Source organism: Iodidimonas sp. MBR-22, assembly GCF_029946565.1.
Classification (GTDB): Bacteria; Pseudomonadota; Alphaproteobacteria; order Sphingomonadales; family Rhodothalassiaceae; genus Iodidimonas; species Iodidimonas nitroreducens.
The window spans coordinates 1-20,030 of sequence record NZ_JARKVQ010000009.1 but is presented as its reverse complement, the minus strand read 5'-3'; the positions used below and the strand labels follow the sequence as shown (position 1 = coordinate 20,030).

The following is a 20,030-nucleotide window of genomic DNA, read 5'->3' as shown; positions in this document are numbered from 1 at the left end:
CCCATATGTGCTTTTTGAAACTGGCCATGGGGTAAAGGCTGGCAGCCTTCGGGGCAAGTCACAAATAAAGCCATGGCCCCATCGCCTGTTCGATTGCCATCAGCGGTTGATCAATTCATCCGAAATCTGGCAAGCGGCGGGGCCGAGCAAGACCACAAAAAGCGTGGGCAGAATGAACAGGATCAGCGGCACGGTCATGGTGGCGGGCAGCCGGGCGGCTTTTTCTTCGGCTTTCATCATCCGTTCATTGCGAAATTCTGCCGATAAAACCCGCAAAGACATGGCCAAAGGCGTGCCATAGCGTTCTGTTTGCACGAGGGTGGTGACAACCCCGCGCACTGATGGCAGGGGCACCCGCTCAGCCAAATTCATCAGGGCTTGGCGGCGATCGGGCAAAAAGCCCAGTTCCACCGTGGTGAGCCCGAATTCATCGCCCAGTTCCGGGGCGCTTTTGCCCATTTCCCCGGTCACCCGCTGAAAGGCGCTATCAAGGGTCAGCCCCGCTTCGGCGCAGATCACCATCAGATCCAAAGCATCGGGCAGGGCTTTGCGGATGGCGGCCATGCGCTTTTGGATCTGGTTTTTTACCACCAGATCCGGCCCCATGAAAGCGATCAGAATGGCCCCGGGGGGGAGCAAAACCTTGAGCATCGGGCTATCGGCAAAGGCATCATAGCCATAAACCAGTAAAAGGCTGGAGATGGCGATCAGTGCGGGCAGAACCATCTTGAAAAACAGATAGATGATCACCGCATCTTTTTGCCGCCAACCGGCCTGCATCATTTTTTTCGATACTTTCTGGGTGGTTTCGCTTTGCGCCAGCTTCAGCTTTTTCACCACCGAACGCATCACATTCAGGCCCTGTGCCTTGCGGATCGGGCTGGTGCGGCGCTTGGGCTCGGTGATGAGGCCAGCGCGCAGGGCTTGACGGCGTTCCTGAAGCTGCTTGATGCGGCCCTTCATGGGATCGCGGGCAACGATGCCCGATTGCCAAACCGCCAACACGGCGATGAACGCCGTTATCCCTGCAAGGATGGTGACGAGATCAAGAGCGCTAAGGCCAAAGGGGATAAGCTCATTCATATTTCAAAACTGATCATTTTCGAGATGATGAAACCGCCGATCCCCATCCAGATCAGGGCGCCGAACAAAACGATCATGGCGCGGGGATCGGTGAAGAAGATGCTGGCATAGTCCGCATTCATGGCATAGATGATGGCAAACATGATGAAGGGCAGGCAGCCGATGATCATGGCGCTGGCCCGGCCTTCGGATGATAAAGCCCGGATTTTCAGCTTCATCTGATGGCGGGTGCGCAGGATATTCGAAAGATTGCTAAGCGTTTCTGCCAGATTGCCGCCGGTTTCCCGCTGAATGGCAAGGCTGATGACGAAAAATTTGAAATCGGGAAAATCAAGCCGCCCCGCCGCCGCCCATAAGGCCTTTTCCAATGTTTCGCCAAGGCTGACCTGATAAGCGATCTGGCGAAATTCCACCCCCACGGGATCATTGATTTCCGAGCCGACGATATTGATCGTTTCATTGATCGGCAAACCCGATTTCAAGCCGCGCACGATCAGTTCGATGGCTTCGGGGAATAAGGTGAGAAACATCTTCTGCCGTTTGGCGATCATCTTCGAGATGACCAGATGCGGCAGGCCAATGCCGATGATCACGCCCAAAAGCAGGGATAGCCCGAATGGCAGGGACAAGATGATCATGAAGACCAGCATCGCGCCGATCAGAACGGCTCCACAGATCATCGCATAGCGGCCAAGGGGAATATCCCGCCCGGTTTGTTTCAGGCGTTTTCTAAAGGTTTGGGGCTTGGGAACCAGCTTGCCGATCAGGGCTTCAAGGGGCGAGCTGTTATCTTGTGAGGCCAAGATCGACCGCGCCCGGATGGCGCTGCCACTGGTGCCGAAACGATCCTGAAAGCGATGGAGCCGGGCCCGGATCAGCTTGTTCGATGGCCCCGACCAGATGATCGCCCCGGCCAGCGCGGCAAAGATCAAAAAGCTGGCCATAAAGATCAGACCCATCAACAGGCCATTATCTGCGCCGGTCATGCCTTGCCCCTTTCCTGTGCTGTCATGCTCATCATGGGCATCAGCTCATCGCCTGCATCAAAGCCCGGCCCAGCCCGAAATATTCCGCCCGAGCCATGAAATGGGGGCGAACGCCCGATGACACCCAATCGCCTTGCAGCTTGCCCTGCTCATCCTGACCCGTCCATTCAAAGCGATAGAGATCTTGCGTTGTGATCACATCGCCTTCCATCCCCACCACCTCGGTCACATAAACCGTGCGGCGGCCACCATCGCGCATCCGGCTGACCTGAATGATCAGATCGAGGGCGGCGGCGATCTGTTCGCGAATGGCTTTGGTGGGCAGATTGAGCCCGGCCATATTGACCATGTTTTCAAGGCGGGTGAGGGCTTCGCGGGGGCGATTGGCGTGGATCGTGCCCATCGAGCCATCATGGCCGGTGTTCATCGCCTGGAGCATGTCGATGGCCTCGCCCCCCCGGATTTCGCCCAAGATAATGCGATCCGGGCGCATCCGCAGGGCATTTTTCACCAGATCGCGCATATTGATTTCGCCTTTGCCTTCCAGATTGGCCGGGCGGGTTTCAAGGCGCACCACATGGGGCTGCTGCATCTGCAATTCGGCGGCATCTTCGATGGTCACCACCCGTTCGCCGCGATCGATCAATTGTGATACGGCGTTCAGCATGGTGGTTTTCCCCGATCCGGTGCCGCCTGAAATCAGGATATTGAGGCGGCAGGCCCCGGCGATTTTCAAAACCTGCGCCACTTTGGGCGAAAGGCTGCCAAAATTGAGCATGGTATCGAGGGTGATTTTCTGTTTGGCGAATTTCCGGATCGAGATCGAGGCCCCATCGATGGCCAGCGGCGGAATGATCACATTCACCCGGCTGCCATCCATCAGGCGGGCATCGCAGATGGGTGAGGTTTCATCCACCCGGCGGCCCACGGCGGTAACGATTCTTTGGGCGATATTGAGCAGATGGCGATTATCGCGGAAGGTGACATCGGTCAGTTCCAGCTTGCCCTTGCGCTCGATATAAACCTGCTGGGGGCCGTTCACCATGATATCGCTCACCTCATCATCGGCAAGCAGGGGTTCCAGCGGCCCCAATCCCAGCATGTCATTCAGCAGCAAAGTCACCAGATCGCGCTGTTCCCGCAGATTCAGATTGATCTTTTCCTGAACCAGCAATTCCCCCACCACATCGCCCACCTGATCGGCCAGTTCGGCGCGCGGCAATTCGCTGGCGGCCTGGGGATCGATATGCTCCATCAACAGGGGCTGAACCATTTCTTTGGCATGAAGAACGGTATCGGTTTTGGCCGATTTCGGGGCCTTGCCATCCAGCGGATCATCGGTATTGCCAGCCGACAGGATCAATTCATTGAGCAAAAAGGTGCCCAGATCGCGGACATCCGCATCATCGATTAGAAGCCCCAGTTCCTGGCTGCTTTCGCGCACATAGGTCTCGACATTCTGGGCCAGATCCACCCGCGATGACATGCGCACCTCTTCGGGGGTGAAATGGCTTTTGATGCGCACCAGAAGCACATCGCTCAAATCATCCAATGAAGGGCTTTCACCCCCGCCTGCGCCTGATGATGAAGCGGATGCCGGATCGGCGGGCCTGTTGATGGCGGCTAAGGCGGCGCTATCGGCATCGACGGGTTCACCATTCGCCCGGCCAAAGCCCGATGACAGGCTTTTGCGGGCGGATAGATGCCGGCGTGCGAAGGGGGTGCTTTGTTTCATGGGGCTTTACGGATCAATTTCGACCAGAAGGATTTGCTTTCCGCCTGCGCTTCATCTCCGGCCAAAATCTGCGCCAGATTGCGCATCATCTGCACCGGCTTTGAGGAGGGCAGGGCCTGGGGCAGGGGCTTTCCCTGTTTTGCTGCGGCCAGCATGCTTTTGGGATCGGCGGGGATGAGCAGATCGATCCCATGTTCCACGGATGATTCAAAATCCTTTTGCGAGACTTCCTGCTGCGCCAAAGGCGGCACTTTATTCGCCACCAGATGAACCCGGGCCTGGGGCGCATGATGTTTCAAAAGCCCCATCATGCGGATCGTATCGCGGGTGGCGGCCAAACTGAGTTCGGTCACCAGAACAACATCTGAGATCGTGCTCAAAAGGCCGGGATAGCTGCTGGCCATGCTGCGCGGCAGATCGATCAACACCAGATCAAAATGCTCGCCCAGCGATTCCTGTAAATGCATCAGGGCTGCCGAATCGGGGGCCACCGGATCGCCCAAGGGGGCTTCCGACCCCAGCACCGAGAGATGATCGCTCACCTTGAGCATGGCGCGTTCGATGAATAAAGAATCCACCCGATTGGGATTTTCCAACGCATCGCTCAAGCCCCGCCCCGGCTCCAGATCGAACACAAGGGCATTGGTGCCGAAATTGAGATCAAGATCGAGCAGGCCCACATCGATGGAAAAATCATCAGCTAAAATCCACGCCAGACCCGATGCAAGCCCGCTGGCCCCCACGCCGCCGCGCACCCCGATCACCGCCACGCTTTTTTTGGTCAAAGGCTGGCTTGCGGGCACATCCGGTTCGGCGCGGACGCTTAAGGCCATGGCAATGGTGGCGCGCAGATCATCGCCATTGATCGGTTTCAGCAGATAATCATGAATGCCCGAAGCCAAAAGATCGCGGTAAAGCTGCACATCATTGCGGCTACCCACGGCCAGAACCAGCGTGCCCGGCTCGCACACATCGGCCAGCGCCCCGATATCGGCCAGTGGATCATCGGATTGCGATAGATCCACCACCAGAAATTCCGGCGACCGCATCACCGATAATGAGCGCACGGCGTTAGCGATGCCGCCCTTGTGGATGCGTTCGGGCAGCCAGCCTTGTTCAAGGGCGATAGGCTCCAGAATCTGGATGGTTTCCTGATCGCACAGATAAGCGCCAAAGGCTTCCCGTTTTTCCATGCCGTGATCGAGGCGTTCGGCTGCTGAAGCCATGATGATCTCTCCCGCGATGTCTTAAAATCCGCCGCCGCTGCCAAAGCCAGTGCCGCCGCCCTGATTGACACCCTGGGGCACCAATATGATCGGCACTTCATCCCGCCATGCCTTCAGGCTTTGGATCGCTTTGCCGGTGGATGTTTGGCCCGATCCATTGCCGGTGAGCAGATCGCGCGGATCGGCCACCATCTGCCCCAGATTGATCACATTGGCGCAGCCAAATTGCGGTGAGGGCGCATTGGTATAATTGCGCGCCAATTGCAAAACCGAATTGGGGCATTGGGGGGCGGTAACGATATAACGATCCAGCACGAGAAGGGCACCCCGGCTTTTGGGCACTTCGCCGATGCTGGCCGGTGCGCTTTCCTGCTGCAGGCCATGGGCGCGCAGGATGCGGCGCAGATCCTCGCCGGCCTTGGGGGAAAAGCCATCCCCCGCCACTAAGCTGATATGATCCCCATAGCCCGCATCCATTTCGGCCAGAAAGCGGATGATCGAAGATTTCTGGGCATCATCAAGGCCGCTGTCATCGCCGGATTGGGCTGATTGGCTTGATGATGGATCGATCCTGTGGGCCAAACGCACCATCTGCACTTCATTGCGGGCTTCCTGCTCCAGCCCGTCATAGGCGGCGGGCAATGAGGATTGGCAGGCGGCCAAAGCCCCTACACAAAAGGCCAGCCCGATCCCCCGCCATAGGGGCGCGCGGGGGGTGCGGGGTGCAAAGGGGTGAACTGCCTTGGTCATGATGCCTGTCCTTATCCTTATTTCAGCCGAAATCCGGCGCGCCCCACAAGGCTGGGGCCTTCGCGGCCCGCGCCGGGGGCATCAGCCTTGCGCGGGGCATAGCTGATCATATCATTGTGCAGATAGCGTTCGATATCGGTGGGCAGGGTTTCCCCATCCATGGGCAGGGCCAGCCGCCGGGCATCGGTGGGCTTCACCAGATAAGGGGTGACGATCACCACCAGTTCGGTTTCCCGCTGGCGAAAGGCATCGGATCGAAACAGCGCGCCCAGAATGGGAATATCGCCAAGGCCGGGGAATTTGCGCACATCCTGCGACAGGTTGTTCTGCATCAATCCGGCAATCGCGAAGCTTTGTCCGCTGCCCAGTTCCACGGTGGTTTCCACTTTGCGGGTGGAAAGGGCGGGGACCGAAATGCCGGAAATATTGATCGCCCCGTTATTGCTCAATTCGCTCACCTCAGGCGCCACCCGCAAGGTGATTTTTTCGTTGGATTCCACAAAGGGGGTAAAGGCGAGCCTTACCCCGAATTCGCGAAATTCAATGGCAATGCCATCTTCATCGGGGATCGGAACCGGAAACTCTCCGCCCGCCAAAAAAGTGGCGGTTTGCCCGGTCACGGCGGTGAGATTGGGTTCCGCCAGCACCGAAATCAGCCCTTCAGTTTCCAGCGCATCCAGCACCGCATTCAATTGCACATTGCTGGTGCTGCCCTGAAACAGCAGGCTGTCGGAACTGCCATCGCCAATGAACTGGGTGCCCGGCAGGCCGGTGACGGGATCGACAATGGTCTGGGTGAAATTGCGGCCGGTAAACAGGCCGATGGTGGCATCGCCGATATCAAAAAGCGATTCCCAATTCACCCCCAATTGTTTGAGGGTGGAGCGGCCGACTTCGGCAAATTTCACCCGCAGGTTCACCTGTGTAGGCTGCACCACGCTGATCTGATTGACCACATCCATCCCCAGAAAGGATTTGGCATAGCGTTCGGCGGCTTCGGCGGCGGCGGCATTGGGGGCCACGCCTTTCAAAAGCCCCATGCCATTGACCATCTGCACCTGGATCGATGAATCGGGCAAAAGCTGCTCATAAAGATGATCGAGCTGGGCGAGATTGGTGGTCACCTGCAAGGTGGTGCTATAAATCGGCCGCTCATCATCGCCCAAGGCATAAAGGGTGGTTTCACCGGGCGAGACCCCGAACACATAAATCAGCCGGGGCGATTTCACCTGCACATCGGCGATCCCGGGATTGGTGATGAAAATATCTGTGGCCGGGCGATCCAGCCGCAAAAGCACGCCTTTATTGGTTTCCAAAGCCAGCACATCGCCATTGGTATCAAGACGGGTAACACTGTCCGCCGCCGATGCCGCGCCCGAACCGATCATCATCGCCATCATGTTCGTCATCAGGGCCAGCAAAAGGATATGAAAGGCGGTGGCCTGCGATCGCCGGATTTTTAGCCTGTTGCGGATCATTGGCCTGGCTCCCTTGGGAATTCGAGGACGGAAATCTCGCTGCCACGGCTCAATTTCACGCTGTTTTTGTTTTGATTGGGGTCTACCGGCGGCAAAAGGCTGCTGACATCGGCATCCCAGCTATAGGAATTTTTGGCCATACCGGCTCCTTCACCCGCTTTGTTCGAGGCGGTGGCCCCATCCTGCCCGGCCAGGCTGCGCAGGCTTAAAGTGAGTTCGCCCAGATTGCTCAAAATCGCCACTTTTTCTGCGATTTTGGGGGTCACCTCTACCGTCGCCGTTTTGCCGATTTGCGGGGTTTGCACGCCATTCGCATCTGTTGGCGCGCTATTGGTTCGGGTGTCGATGGCCAATATCCGCAGATTTTCCACCACCGTTTCGCTGGCATGGCGCATCTTGCCTTCGCTATCGGCCACCTGATGGTTCAGGATCAGATCCACCCGATCACCGGGGAAAACAAAACCCGAAACCCCGCTCACCTGATTGATGGATAGGGTGATGGCGCGCATCCCGGGGGTAAGGGCGGCGGCCAAAAAGCCCTGGGCACCGGGGGCCACCAGATGGGCGCGGGTCATCGGTTCGCCCGCCAAAAGGGCGGTGCGCACCACATGGCCGGTAAATTCATCAGGGTTCACCTTGCCTTCGGCCAGATAGCCATCATGCAGCCCTTCATCGGGCCAGGCCTGCCAGCGTAATTGGTCGCGCTTGATGATGGTGCCGATGGGCAATGCGGTTTTAGCCACCAGAAGCTTCAGGCTTGTGGGGGCTTTTTCAGCCTGAACTTGTGGGGCTTCCTGCGGCGAAGAGCCCAGCATCGAGCGGGCGACAAGGGCGGTGATGCCGGCCATGGCCAAAGCAGCGATCACAAGAAGGATGGATCTGATGGGCATCATTTAAACTCCGCTCGGTGTTGCGTGCAGAAAGGCAAGGAAGGGGGGCAGCAAAAAAGCGATGCCGCCACAGGCGATGGCCACCCCATAGGGCACGCCTTCCAGGGAGGAATCGGGGAAAGAATCGGGGGAGGAATCGGAATTATTTCGGTTTTTCTGGCGGATGATCATGATCAGCGCCAAAATCCCCCCGGACAGCGCCATGATCAGCACAAATAAAGACAGACCCGATGGCCCCGCCCACAAAGCCATGGCGGGAATCAGCTTGGCATCGCCGCCGCCCATGATGCCAAAAGCAAACAAAGCCACCGCCAAGGCAAAGCTTAGCGCAAAGATCAGCAGGTGCATCGGCCATGCCGGAACCAAACCCAAAAGAGCGCCAAGGGGGAAAAGAACAATGGCCAGCAAAGGGATAGCATTGGGAATGATCCGCGCCCGCAGATCGCTGATCGCGGCCCAGACCAACAAGATAATTAAAATTATATTTAAAAATATAAGCATTTTGCCCGATTTATCTTATGTGCGTTGAGTATAGTCGTAGAAAAAATAAGTTAATGTTTGGTGTGCATGGGGGATTTAACACGAACCTGCGGTGCCAGATGATCAACCGGAAAAAAGCGCAATCACGTCTTTTCAATGGCTGGTAAATTCCCCTTAATAGATTAGACTTTAATGTAAATTTGAACCAATCACCGGCGGAACCGCTCAATGCCTACGGAATATCGTGAAATCGGCTTTTCATTGGCCGAACTGGCTCAGGCGATCCATGCCCATGCCACCAGCCAAAGCCCTGAATTGCCGCCAGCCCAGCCCACGGCTTTGCGGATTTTGAACGATCCTGAAATCGAGGTGCATGTGCGCTTTGGCCCCGATGAAGAAGAACGCTTTTCGGCGGGCGAGGTGACGGCTGCACTGATCCGCCATGCCAAATCCATTGGCGTGCCGGTGGCGCGCAAGGCAAGAAAAGCGCTGGCCACCAAGAATAATACCCTGATCCTGAAGCTGTGGATGTAAAGCTTTGGCTCAACTCAAAATTCGGGATATGAAGACAGCGCCGGGCCCAAAGCCTGTTTCAGGGGGCTGAGCCAGGGCTCGAAATGCCGCCATTGGGCCAGCCCTTCGGCGCTGATCGGTTGGCGCACCTGTTCTGAGCTTGCGGTGCGCACGGATCGCTTGTTTTGATGGAACTGAAGGCACGCCTCTTCAAAGGGCAAGCCGCAGAAATCGAGAAGCGCACGCACCGTATGTTCGGTATCGGTTACCAGCTTTTCATGATGGATACGAAAAATCCGGCCCGGCAAAACCCGATCCCAATGGTCCATCATCTCGACATAGGCGCGATAATAGCGGCCCATATCCTCAAGCCTGTAGGTAAATTCCTGACCTTCGGCAAAGAGCTGCTTATAGCCCGAAAAACAGCAGGCCATGGGATGACGCCGGGCATCGATGATCTTGGCACGGGGCAAAATCAGATGAATAAGCCCGATATGGCGGAAATTATTGGGCATCTTATCGGTGAAAAAGGGGGCATTCTGGCGATGTATTCTCGTATTCTCGATATAATCGCGGCCTAAGTCTTCGAGCTTTTCCGCGCTTAATTCTTGCAATATGGCCGGATAGCGCGATGCTGCGCGGCCTGATGTTCGCCCCCGCAGGCGATGCGCCAAAGCAAGGATATTGGGCAATTCCAAGGTGCCATCAACCAGAGAATGCGAGGCCAGTATCTGCTCTACAAGCGTTGAGCCCGCGCGCGGCAAGCCGAGGATAAAGATCGGATCTGGTGCCATATGGCCCTTATCGGCCTGATGCTGCATCAATTGGGGGGTGCAGATGTCGGCCTGCACCTTTAATTCGGCTTCCATCTGATCGCTGCGATAGGATATCTGGCGGGATTTCAGATCATTCCCCCGGGCATAATAACGAAAGGCGGTTTCATAATCGCCCCGGTCTTCATAAGCCTTGCCCAGCGCAAAGCAGAAATAAATCCGCTCCTGGGGGCCAATCCAGGCCGATTGTTCCTGCGCCTTCATCTGCGCTATCTCAGCATCGGAAAAGCGATAGGTTTTGAGATTGGCCAGGGCATAATACGCTTCGGCATGATCAGGGCGGGCAGCAAAAGCGGCGCGATAGGATGTGATGGCAGCATCGCGATCCCCCCGGGTTTTCAAGGCATGGCCGCGAGAGGTGAGGGTGGCGGGATCATCGGGCAGGATCGCCAATACCCGATCAAAAAGATCAAGAGCCAGATCATAATCGCCAAGCTGGAGGGATTCGATGGCATAATGGGATAGAAAAACCGGATTATTCGGGTCTTTATCATAAAGCAGCCGAGCCTGATCCCGGGCGGCTGCATATTTTTGCCGCTTGCGCAGCACTTCGATATAATCAAGCCTGATATCGATCTGATCGGGGGCGAAAACCAAAGCGCTTTCTAAAAGAAAATCGGCATCTTCCAAAACCCCCATGCGCACGCCGATGGCCGCCAAAAGCCGCATGGCATCAATATGATGGGGGTGGGATTGCAAAAAAGCCCGGCACAAAACTTCAGCTTTCAGGGGCTTTCCTTCATGCAGCAACAGGCTGGCATCCAGCAGGTCTTTTGGCAAGGCCATCAGCTTTTGCGCCTGTCCCCGTGCCTGACGGGCCGGCCCCAATCGGCCGAGCTGCTCGAAAAGATCGGCCTGGGCCTTCCAGCTTGCGATCAGCGCCGGATTGAGCCGACAGGCCCGCTCATAAGCCTTTAGCGCCTCTTCGGGCCGCTGCACCGTCCGCAAAAGATGCCCTTCTTCCTGAAAAGCCCGGGCAAAATCGGGGGCCACTTCTTTCAGCCGCACCAGCTTATGGGCGGCTTCATCACTGCGCCCCAGATAGCGCAGGCACACCGCCGCCATGTAAAGACCATCGGGATGATCGGGAATTTTGGCCAGAAGATCATCCAATTCCTGAAGGGCAGTCGGAAACTGTCCCGCCTTCATCAGGCTTTTGGCGGATTGCAAATCCTGTTGGGCCTGATCGTCTATTTGGCTTTTCGCATCGATTTTTGGCATGATACCATCCCTTTTTCAGCAAAATGCCGCCCCGCGAACGGGACGGCACGATAAGGCTGATCACTTCACATCGTCAAAGACTTACATCTGAAAGCCAACGCGAAAGCCGATGGTCAAAGGTCTGCTGGGGGTGGTTCTTTGCCGATCAAAAACAAAATTATTCGCCTGTTCGGCCCGGGCATTGGTCAGATTCTCACCAAAAACCTCAAAAGACCATTGCGCCGAAGTGAGCCCGGCGGCCAGCGCCAAAGTCGCGCTATTATCGATTTCGGCCCGATTGATCGTGATGATATCGCTGAAAGACTTCCCCGAATAGACCAGTTGCGGCATCACATGCGCCCGGTAATCACCAAAGGCATCCCATTCATAGCGGGCCCGCAAATTGCCCTGGAATGTGGGCGCAAAAGCCAGATCATCGCCTTTTTGCACATCATCGGTGGGGGTGAGCACCTTGGTGATTTTGGTATCGAGAAGCGAAAAGGCGCCGCTAAAGGATAAGCCCGGAACCGCCATGGGGAACCATGATATAGTCCCCTCCATCCCATAGATTTCAGCATTTGCGGCATTATCTGAAAAGAACAGATTGGTAATGGATGGATCGAAAATCGTGGTTTGCAGATTTTCCACATCCACATAAAAGGCATTCCCATTGAAGCGGACGGCGTTATTGAACAGATCGAGCTTCCAGCCGATTTCATAATTGGTCACTTCATCGGTATCGAGGGCGAACGGTACCGTGAAATTCCCCGGCCCCTGCGCGCCGCCGGGCCTGTTCAGCAAACCGGGGCGGAAGCCTTCAGAAAAGGTGGCATAAAGCAAAACATTCTGTGTTGGGGTCCAATTGATGGTGGCCTTGAAGATCACGCCATCGGTTTTGGCCTTATCCGGGGCATTTTCCAAAGTATTAAGCACCTGATTGGCCTGGGCTTCGCTCAAGCCTGCGGCCATGATCTCGTCAAGGCTTTGGCCCTTGGTAAAAGTTTGCAAAAGATCGGTATTGCAGCTTCCCCGAAAGGTGAATTGATCATCGCCATTGAAAACATCGCTGATATCCGTGCCAAAGGCATTGATATCGGGCTGGAAGCTATTGCAGAAGGAGCCGTTGGCGCTGCCCTCCATATCCACTTCGATATCATAATAGCGTGCCCCCAAAATCACTTCCAAAGTATCGGGAATGGCAACGAATGTGGCTTCGCCAAACAGACCGAATTGCTGATCTGTGCGCTTGATATCATTGCGGAAAATCACCCCCGCCGGAAAGGGGCCAGGATCGGAGGTAAAGCCCGTGGTGAAGGGGAAATTGGGGAAAAAGCCCGGTGAGCCGAAAATATCGGCCTGCAAGGATCCCGGATAATGGAAATCATTGCGTTCCTTGATCGTCAGGTCGCTGTAAAAGCCGCCAAATGTTGCATAAACCCGATGAATATCGGGTGTGGTAAAGCGCAATTCATGGGTTTGTACCTCGGTATCAGTCGCCGAATTCACAAAAAGATTGGGCGGCTGGCAGGTGCCCACCGGCCCCGCAGCGCCGGGATAGGTGACCGAGCTATCGCAGATATAATAGGGCAGATACTGCCCGGCGAACAGATAATCGGAATAATCCACCCGCTGATCGGTTTCCCGATCCGTATAGGCGCCGGTATAAACGAGATCAAGCATCCCCAGACGGCCTTCCAGCGTCCATGAGGTATTGTGAAAATCATCTTCCAGCTCATCTTCTTCAAAACGCTGGATTTCCATATTGCCCAATTCGGGATCATCAAAAAAAACGCCATCGCTTTCAAGGCTTTGACGCATATGCCCCACCGTCAGTGACCAATCGGCATTGATGGCCCAATAGGTACTGAAGCGAAAGCCTTTATAGGTCGTGTCGTTGAAATCTTTTTCCACCAATCCAGCATTATCGGCTTTTAGAAAGGTGACATTGGACAGATCATCGGTGGATTGAAAACCCGCCCGATTGGCAGAAACCGGCACGCCATTCGCGCGCATCGTACCTTCGGGCCGGAAACGCGCCGATTCCGATGCATCGCGTGTTCCCGCCACATTATCGATATAGCCGCCCTGATCATCATTATAGAACACAGCGCGGACCGCTAATGTGTCATCGATCAGCGGAATATTGATCACCCCTTCCGCCTTATTGCTCATCTCGCCGCCCTTGGTGAAAGAGACGCCGAAATTTGCCTTGACCTGAAATTCGTTCAAAACCGGCTTGTTGGTGATCAGGCGAATGGTCCCGGCTTGGGAACTGGCCCCAAACAAAGTGCCCTGCGGCCCGGGCAATACCTCGATCCGCTCCATATCAACGGCATAAACATCCAGATTGCGCCCCGGTTGCGACAAAGGCTGCTCATCGAGATAAAAAGCAACATTGGGGGCGAGACCCGCAACGCCTGCGGTGGTGAGATTCGGCGTGGTTGAGGCCAGGCCCCGGATATAAATGGTGCTTTGCCCCGGACCGCTGCCGCCCGCCGTTACCCCGGGCAGTTCTCTCAGATAATCCGTGAAATTATCCACATTTAACCGATCGAGATCACCGCCATTGAGCGCCATCACAGAGACAGGAATGTCTTGGCTGCTTTTAGCTCGTTTCGTTGCAGTAACAATGATCTCTTCGATTTGTGCATAAGCATGCGTGCTGCCAAATGTAGCAGTCAGCGTTGACAGAATCGCAAGATTCAATTTGCTATGACGAGAAATCATTTGCTTTTTCCTCTTTTGATAAAAATTGAACGCATTTCATATACACAGATAGAAAATATTGCACGGTTTTTTTTAATATAACTATATTGATTATAACTTTTTTGAGATCACTTATTACACAATAAAAAATATGTAATGCTTATTATAGATGGATTATTTATTGAATGATATTTGGGGTATATACTGGATGCTATCATGGGCCACCCGCGCGCGCCAAAGTCGCGGCCATGTATAGGGGGGTGAAATGGGGGCAAAAAAAAGGGGCCATGGCGATTGCCACGGCCCAAGTTCAGGGAGGAAACGCCCACGGAGGGCGGTGGAAAGGGGGGAAACCTGTTCCACATCTCAAGAATTAAGCACATTCTGGAAAAATTCAACCTCAATCGCCTCACTTTTCGCACAAGTCCCCGTGACAGGCGCGTGTCTCACCCGTGTCCTAGCTTGGTCATATGGGCTAAGCGCTTTTGAAGCCTGTTATATTTCCCTCATCTGGCCGCCATAAAACTTTAACCCCCCATCTTTAGTTAGGGTATCGACAGATTGTTTCTCCCGGCAACCCATTGCACAGGATCTGGGATATGAGCCAAAGCTTCAAACCGGGCCTCACGCTTCCTTTGATGTCGCTTCTCACTTTGCCACGATCAAAAACGTCCCCATCCTCCCAATCTTCCCCCAAAGTGGCTGACCCCGCCCATCTCGCAGCACAATATTCTGATCAGGGGCAAAAGGCCGGGAAGCCGAAAAAGCCCAAAAAATCGGAAAAGCGGCATTATCGCAGTATCTTCATTTCCGATATTCATCTGGGAACTCGTGGCTGCCGCGCGGATTATCTGATCGATTTTCTGCGCCATGTGGATTGCGAAAAGCTTTATCTGGTGGGTGATATCATCGATGGATGGCAATTGAAAAAAAGCTGGTATTGGGATGATCAGCATCATGCGGTTCTGCGTAAAATCCTGAAATTCGCCGAAAAAGGGACCGAAGTCATTTATATCCCCGGTAATCATGATGAAGCTTTGCGCGATTATATCGATCTGGATTTCGCGGGTGTAAAGATCATGAAGGAAGCGATGCATCAAACTGCGGATGGCCGCACCTTCTGGGTTTTGCATGGCGATGCTTTTGATGCCATTGTGCTGTATCATAAATGGCTGGCGCATCTGGGCGATCATGCCTATGGCCTTTTATTGCGGCTGAATACCAGCTTCAATCATCTGCGGCGGCTTTTCGGTTATTCTTATTGGTCGCTTTCGGCCTTTTTGAAATACAAAACCAAACACGCCGTTGCCTTCATGTCGCGCTTTGAGGAAACCGTTGCCAAACAGGCGGCGCATCGCGCGGTGGATGGGGTGATCTGCGGCCATATCCACCATGCTGAAACCCGCATGATCGGCGATGTGCTTTATTGCAATGATGGCGATTGGGTGGAAAGCTGCACGGCCCTTGTGGAGCATGGCGATGGGCGATTGGAAATTCTGCGTTGGGCCGATGAAATCTCAGCCCGCACCGGCGGCCGGAGCCTCATACCCTATTTTTCTAAAAAATCCGCAAAACACGAGGTGGCGGCATGAAAATCTGTATCGCCACCGATGCCTGGCATCCCCAGATCAATGGCGTTGTCCGCACCCTGCAGATGACCAAACAGGCGCTGGAAGAACTGGGCCATCAGGTGCTGATCATCAGCCCTGATCTGTTTTTGACCATTCCCTGCCCCAGCTATGCCGATATCCGGCTGGCTTTGGCCCGCCCCGGTCGCATGGGGGCCATAATCTCTGATTTTGCCCCCAATGCCCTTCATATCGCCACCGAAGGCCCCATCGGATGGGCGGCGCGGCGCTGGTGTTTGCGCCATGATCTGCCCTTTACCACCGCTTGGCACACCAATTTTCCCGATTATGTCGCTTTACGCTCGCCCATCCCCGAACGCTGGCTTTATGGGGCGATGCGCCGTTTTCATGCGCCATCGGCAGGCATCATGGTGGCCACCCCCACTGTGGCCAGAAAGCTTCGATCAAAGGGGTTTGGCAATATCCGCCATTGGTCGCGCGGGGTTGATACCGCTCTGTTTCGCCCCGATTTGCCTTATCCCGATGATCTTTTGCCCGCAGATCTTCCTCGGCCCCTGCATTTATGCGTTGGCCGGGTAGCGGTTGAGAAGAATATCGAAGCGTTTTTGAGCCTTGATCTGCCCGGCAGCCAGATCGTGGTGGGGGATGGCCCGGCGCGCGCCGCCCTTTCGGCCCGCTATCCGCGCGCGATTTTTACCGGCAGCCACAGCGGCGAGGCTTTGGCCCGGCTTTATGCGGCGGCGGATGTTTTTGTTTTTCCCAGCCGCACCGATACTTTTGGTCTGGTAATGCTCGAAGCTTTGGCATCCGGCGTGCCGGTGGCGGCTTTCCCTGTTGAGGGGCCGCTCGATGTGATCGGCGCCGATGGGCGGGGGGTGAAACCCGATCATCACGACTTTGTTGGCGGGCTTGACGATGATCTGGCAACGGCGATCCGGATGGCGCTCACTGCCCGGCCCGAGGATTGCCGCCATTATGCCGAAGGCTTTAGCTGGCAGGCTTCAGCCCATCAATTTCTCAGCCATCTCTATGTTCCGGCCGAAATGCCGGATCAGGCGGTTCTTGTGGCTTGAAGGGTTTGCTATCGGGGGCGCGCAGATAGCTGAAAAGCGAGAGCAGCAAGCACGCCCCCAAAAAGCCGAAAACCGCACGATAGGCAGTTTCGGGCAAGGCCGCCATCTCATCGAGGGGGGCTGTATCCCCCTGAAACCAGCGCGCCACCAGCCCGCTCAAGGGCTGTAAAATACCCACACCCCCCATCACCAGCATGTTGCTCACCGTCATGCCCCGGCCAATGGTTTCATAGGAATAAAGGGATCGGGCATGGGCCACGGCCACGCTGAAATAGCCGGTGCCGGCGCTGATCAGAAAGAACAGGCCGGGCAAAAGCCATAAAGGCGGTCGCCCCCAAAATGCCAGCAGCATGAAGATCGCCATCACCATCCCGCAGCCGGGCACCACGATCCATTTGCGGCTGTTGAAGCGGCGATCAAGAGGGCCAAAACACAAAGGCCCGATCACCGATCCCGATGCCATCAACAAAAGTACATTGCCGCGATCCACCGCCTGAAGCCCATAGATATCGGCCAGATAAGGCCCGCCCCACAGGGCCGTGATGCTCACCACCGAGCCATAGCCGCAAAATAAAAGCGGCATCAAAGGCCATAAGCGCCGATCCGCCAGCACCTGCCCCACACCTTGAAGGCTTTGGATCAAACCCTCGCTCCGCCCCGATGACAAAGGCCGCCCGCGCAAGGATTCCGGCAAGGCGAGAAGCATCAGGATCACAAATCCACAGGCGAGGGCGGCCGCGCCAAACAGGCTGATCCGCCAGCCTATCTGTTCGATCAACAGCGCAAAAGGCGAGGTCGCCAGCAAAATCCCGCTATTGCCAATGGCGAGTTGCAATGAGGTGAGGGAAGCAAAGCGATCCGGCTCGAACGCCCGGGCGAAAATCACCATTGCCCCCATCAAAAGGGGCGCGCAGCCCACCCCCATCAGAACCCGCCCCACCATCAGCATGAACAGATTATCCGCCATGGCAAAAACCGCACAGCCCAGCGCCACGATGATCATGAAGCTGGCCATCACCCGGCGCGGTCCAAAGCGATCAAGGGCCATGCCCACGGGCAATTGCATGGCGGCAAAGCCCAGAAAAAAAGCGCCGGTCATGGTGCCGAGACCCGCCGACCCCACATCAAGGCTTGCCGAGAGTTCCGGCCCGAGCACGGCGATGGAATTGCGCAGAAACTGCGACAGGATATAAGCCGGACCCAGAACAATGAACAAACGGATCAGCATGGGTCGCGTTCTTTCCTTGTGGTTTGAAGGCCCGATTGACAAAAGTCGATCAAGGCTGATTGATCAGGCATGGTTTCAATTGCGCTCTATCAGCATAGATGCGTAAAAACCATAGATCATGCTGAACATCCCTATAGCCGATAGGGCAAAAAGCCCGCCTCAGTCTGAAAGCCCTTTTTTGTGATCGCTTTTCTTTTATCGAAAACAGCTTTTGATGCACTTTTTCTGCCCGCTGCCATCGCTGCTGCCTTCATCGCCTTTGCCCCCATGCGCGATAAGCCCCATCCGGCGGGTATCGGCCTTGCCATTGCCTTTTGGATGGGCTTTTTGATGATCCGCACCCTGCCCATCTGGCCCGCTGTGGGGGGGATGGGCTTGACCCCCTATCTGGGGATCGCCGGGCTTGGCATCGGGCTTTTTGCGGATCGCCCGCGTTTTCGGCTGCTGGCCTGTGGTTTTTTCGTCCTGCTCATCCCTTTGATCACGGTTTTGCTGATTGGTCCGCAGGAATATGGCGGCCGTTTGCGCGGGGGGATATGGCTGATCTATCCTTCGCTTATTGCGGCGGGTTTTCTGATTTTTGGTCGGCTCGTGCTGATGGGGCCACAGTTGGCTGCGGGTCGGGCTCTGTTTTTTGCCAGCACGGCTTTATGCGTTGTCGCCTTTCTTTATGGCACCCGCCTCGGCCTTCATGCCCTTAGCCTTAGCGCTGCTATTGCGGGCACCGGCCTTGCATTATGGCGGCTTCAGATGCGCTGGACCTATTCCGCAAGCTTTGCTGCGGGCAGTTTTTATTTCGCGCTGGCCGCCACCCTGATTTTTTCACGCGATATGCTGGCTTTGCCGGTGGCGATCAGCTTTCTCGCCTTTTTCGTGCCGTCCCTTGCTTTATGGGCGGCAAAATCAAAGCCTGCCGCCCGCCTTGCTTTTGAATGGATCGCGGGATCGATCATTATTATAAGTGCGGGGCTTGTTTTCACCTATCCGCTTTAGGGGCAGGGCCCCTTATCCTATGGTCAATCCTCCATGGTCACCACCACCTTGCCGGTGGAGCGCCGCTCATCCAAAGCCTGTAAGGCGCGCACGGCACTATCCAAGGGCTCATGATGGGAAATATGCGGGGCGATCTTACCTTCTGCCAGCCATGCCAGAAGCTGCTGCATCGAGCCCATCAAAACCTCTGGCCGCTTTTTGGCATATGAGCCCCAATAAAGCCCCACCACCGAGATATTCTTCACCAGCAAAAGATTGGCCGGGATTTGGGGAATGGTCCCCGATGCAAAGCCGATCACGATGATCCGCCCTTCAAAATTGATGGCCCGCAGGCTGTCGTCAAACGCTTTGCCCCCCACCGGATCATAGATCACATCGGCCCCCCGGCCTTTGGTGATTTCTTTCACCCGGGCGCGCAGATCATCAGTTTCATAATTGATCAGATGGTCGGCGCCCTTCGATTGGGCCACCGCAAGCTTTTCATCGCTGGAAGCCGTGGCGATCACGGTGGCCCCCATCAGCTTACCGATTTCAACCGCGGTCAGCCCCACGCCGCCGGCTGCACCATGCACCAGCAAAACTTCACCGGCCTTAAGCTTTGCCCGATGCGCCAGCGCCACATGGCTGGTGCCATAAGCAACCGAAAAAGCTGCCGCCACGTCAAAACCCACCGATGGCGGAATGGGCAGAGCCATGGCCGCAGGCACCACCGCTTCCTGGGCCAAACCGCCCGTGCCGATCATCGACATCACCCGATCACCGGGCTTCAGGCCCGTCACATCATCAGCCACGGCGATCACCTCGCCGGCGATTTCTCCCCCCGGAATGAAGGGCAGCGGCGGCTTTTCCTGATAAAGCCCTTTGATCAGCAAAATATCGGCGAAATTGATCCCGCAGGCCCGCACCCGCAGCTTGATATGGCCCGGTAGAAGGGCGGGGCTTTCGCATGTCTCGACAATGAGCTTGTCAAGACCGCCGGTTTCATGGACGCGCGCCGCTTTCATTGCCATTCTCCATCGCAATTCTATTAGGGCTGGAAAGGCTAGGCGGATGAACGCATTTCCACAAGCCGCCAATCTGGCAGGGTGCGAGGTTGTTTTTCTGTCCTCGCCCCGGCTCCCTTTTTTACGTCGCCCCGGGCCACAAATATCGTCACCCCGGGCCCCCTCTTACGTCACCCCGGGTCAAGCCCACTGCTGTCCGGTTTAAATTTGTGGACATGATGCACGGTGTTGATTCTACTCGTGTTCAGACGTTGGAGCGTCTT

At 55.8% G+C, this 20,030-nt stretch carries 16 protein-coding genes; 4 read left to right on the top strand and 12 right to left on the bottom strand.

Translation table 11 applies throughout. The annotated features are described in order from the left end of the window. Window positions 1-99: 99 nt before the first annotated feature. Genes QK300_RS08270 through QK300_RS08235 form a run of 8 tightly spaced genes read right to left on the bottom strand, consistent with a single transcriptional unit; the run spans window position 100 to window position 8,649 of the window. Window positions 100-1,083 carry a type II secretion system F family protein gene (locus QK300_RS08270; protein WP_042087334.1) on the bottom strand — a complete coding sequence of 328 codons (984 nt, stop codon included), beginning with the start codon at window positions 1,081-1,083 and terminating at the stop codon, window positions 100-102. Next, window positions 1,080-2,069, bottom strand: a complete 990-nt coding sequence (locus tag QK300_RS08265) for a type II secretion system F family protein (RefSeq protein ID WP_281301219.1) — start codon at window positions 2,067-2,069, stop codon at window positions 1,080-1,082. The genes QK300_RS08270 and QK300_RS08265 overlap by 4 nt, the downstream gene beginning before the upstream one ends. Window positions 2,070-2,109: 40 nt before the next feature. Continuing rightward, the gene (locus tag QK300_RS08260; protein ID WP_281301218.1) at window positions 2,110-3,804 is read right to left on the bottom strand and encodes a CpaF family protein; all 1,695 of its coding nucleotides are present in this window, start codon (window positions 3,802-3,804) and stop codon (window positions 2,110-2,112) included. Continuing rightward, window positions 3,801-5,030 carry a cellulose synthase operon protein YhjQ/BcsQ gene (locus tag QK300_RS08255; protein WP_281301217.1) on the bottom strand — a complete coding sequence of 410 codons (1,230 nt, stop codon included), beginning with the start codon at window positions 5,028-5,030 and terminating at the stop codon, window positions 3,801-3,803. The genes QK300_RS08260 and QK300_RS08255 overlap by 4 nt, the downstream gene beginning before the upstream one ends. 21 nt (window positions 5,031-5,051) lie before the next feature. Further along, on the bottom strand, window positions 5,052-5,780 hold the full coding sequence (locus tag QK300_RS08250) for a CpaD family pilus assembly lipoprotein (RefSeq protein ID WP_281301216.1): 729 nt from the start codon (window positions 5,778-5,780) through the stop codon (window positions 5,052-5,054). A gap of 17 nt (window positions 5,781-5,797) precedes the next feature. Further along, window positions 5,798-7,258 carry a type II and III secretion system protein family protein gene (locus tag QK300_RS08245; RefSeq protein WP_281301215.1) on the bottom strand — a complete coding sequence of 487 codons (1,461 nt, stop codon included), beginning with the start codon at window positions 7,256-7,258 and terminating at the stop codon, window positions 5,798-5,800. Beyond that, the gene (gene cpaB, locus QK300_RS08240; RefSeq protein WP_281320836.1) at window positions 7,255-8,148 is read right to left on the bottom strand and encodes a Flp pilus assembly protein CpaB; all 894 of its coding nucleotides are present in this window, start codon (window positions 8,146-8,148) and stop codon (window positions 7,255-7,257) included. Before cpaB ends, QK300_RS08245 begins: the two co-directional genes overlap by 4 nt. Before the next feature lie 3 nt (window positions 8,149-8,151). Beyond that, entirely contained in the window at window positions 8,152-8,649 is a 498-nt protein-coding gene (locus QK300_RS08235; RefSeq protein ID WP_281301213.1) for a prepilin peptidase, read from the bottom strand. A 207-nt stretch (window positions 8,650-8,856) separates the two neighbouring features. Between QK300_RS08235 and QK300_RS08230 the strand changes: the two genes are divergently transcribed. After that, on the top strand, window positions 8,857-9,162 hold the full coding sequence (locus tag QK300_RS08230; protein WP_042087330.1) for a hypothetical protein: 306 nt from the start codon (window positions 8,857-8,859) through the stop codon (window positions 9,160-9,162). A 14-nt stretch (window positions 9,163-9,176) separates the two neighbouring features. Here the strand turns inward: QK300_RS08230 and QK300_RS08225 are convergent, their stop codons facing one another. After that, window positions 9,177-11,195, bottom strand: coding sequence for a tetratricopeptide repeat-containing sulfotransferase family protein (locus tag QK300_RS08225; RefSeq protein ID WP_281301212.1), 2,019 nt, complete (start codon window positions 11,193-11,195; stop codon window positions 9,177-9,179). Between the two features lie 81 nt (window positions 11,196-11,276). Next, window positions 11,277-13,901, bottom strand: coding sequence for a TonB-dependent receptor (locus QK300_RS08220; protein WP_281301211.1), 2,625 nt, complete (start codon window positions 13,899-13,901; stop codon window positions 11,277-11,279). A 578-nt stretch (window positions 13,902-14,479) separates the two neighbouring features. Here QK300_RS08220 and QK300_RS08215 point away from each other — a divergent pair. Continuing rightward, on the top strand, window positions 14,480-15,472 hold the full coding sequence (locus QK300_RS08215; RefSeq protein ID WP_281301210.1) for a UDP-2,3-diacylglucosamine diphosphatase: 993 nt from the start codon (window positions 14,480-14,482) through the stop codon (window positions 15,470-15,472). Beyond that, the gene (locus tag QK300_RS08210; protein ID WP_281301209.1) at window positions 15,469-16,542 is read left to right on the top strand and encodes a glycosyltransferase family 1 protein; all 1,074 of its coding nucleotides are present in this window, start codon (window positions 15,469-15,471) and stop codon (window positions 16,540-16,542) included. Before QK300_RS08215 ends, QK300_RS08210 begins: the two co-directional genes overlap by 4 nt. Here QK300_RS08210 and QK300_RS08205 read toward each other — a convergent pair. Continuing rightward, entirely contained in the window at window positions 16,487-17,770 is a 1,284-nt protein-coding gene (locus QK300_RS08205; RefSeq protein WP_281301208.1) for an MFS transporter, read from the bottom strand. The two genes, QK300_RS08210 and QK300_RS08205, sit on opposite strands and share 56 nt — an antisense overlap. Before the next feature lie 180 nt (window positions 17,771-17,950). On the opposite strand from QK300_RS08205, the gene QK300_RS08200 reads away from it, so the two are divergent. After that, the gene (locus QK300_RS08200) at window positions 17,951-18,763 is read left to right on the top strand and encodes a hypothetical protein (RefSeq protein ID WP_281301207.1); all 813 of its coding nucleotides are present in this window, start codon (window positions 17,951-17,953) and stop codon (window positions 18,761-18,763) included. Window positions 18,764-18,786: 23 nt separating this feature from the next. Here the strand turns inward: QK300_RS08200 and QK300_RS08195 are convergent, their stop codons facing one another. Then, window positions 18,787-19,767 carry an NADPH:quinone oxidoreductase family protein gene (locus QK300_RS08195; RefSeq protein ID WP_281301206.1) on the bottom strand — a complete coding sequence of 327 codons (981 nt, stop codon included), beginning with the start codon at window positions 19,765-19,767 and terminating at the stop codon, window positions 18,787-18,789. Between the last annotated feature and the right edge of the window lie 263 nt (window positions 19,768-20,030).